The organism is Bradyrhizobium ferriligni, from assembly GCF_056837965.1.
Map to the genome: position 1 here is coordinate 1 of NZ_JBXEJO010000414.1, position 383 is coordinate 383.

1 protein-coding gene is annotated in these 383 nt (G+C 33.2%); it reads left to right on the forward strand.

The genetic code is table 11. The features are described 5' to 3' along the window. On the forward strand, positions 1-225 hold a 225-nt coding region (locus AC1VNY_RS42935), incomplete at its 5' end, for a hypothetical protein (RefSeq protein ID WP_482409745.1). Positions 226-383: the final 158 nt, after the last annotated feature.

A 383-nucleotide genomic window follows, 5' to 3' on the forward strand; every position in this document is an offset into this window, starting at 1 on the left:
GTAGCCAATATGACTCAACTAGATGTAATTGAAGTCAATATCAATGTGGTCGACATTAAGTCAGAAGCTGAGTATCAAGAAGATAGCGAGACAGTTCAAGATAAAGTCTCCAACGCGGCATCAAAAACAGGAGATTTTGCTTCTCGACAAACAGAAAACGCTAAAGGTGCAGTAGAACGAACATCTGATCGTATGCAAGAAAATAATGAAACTCGCGTTCATTAATTAATAATAGAAAAAATAAGAGCTATCCTTCATGTTGAAGGGTAGCTCTTATTTTATCGATCAATTTTTTTGAAAAACAGATTCTTTCTATATTATTTAACTAAAAAATTGATAGAACTGATAATACACTTTTACAGCTGCTTACTGACTATTCATAC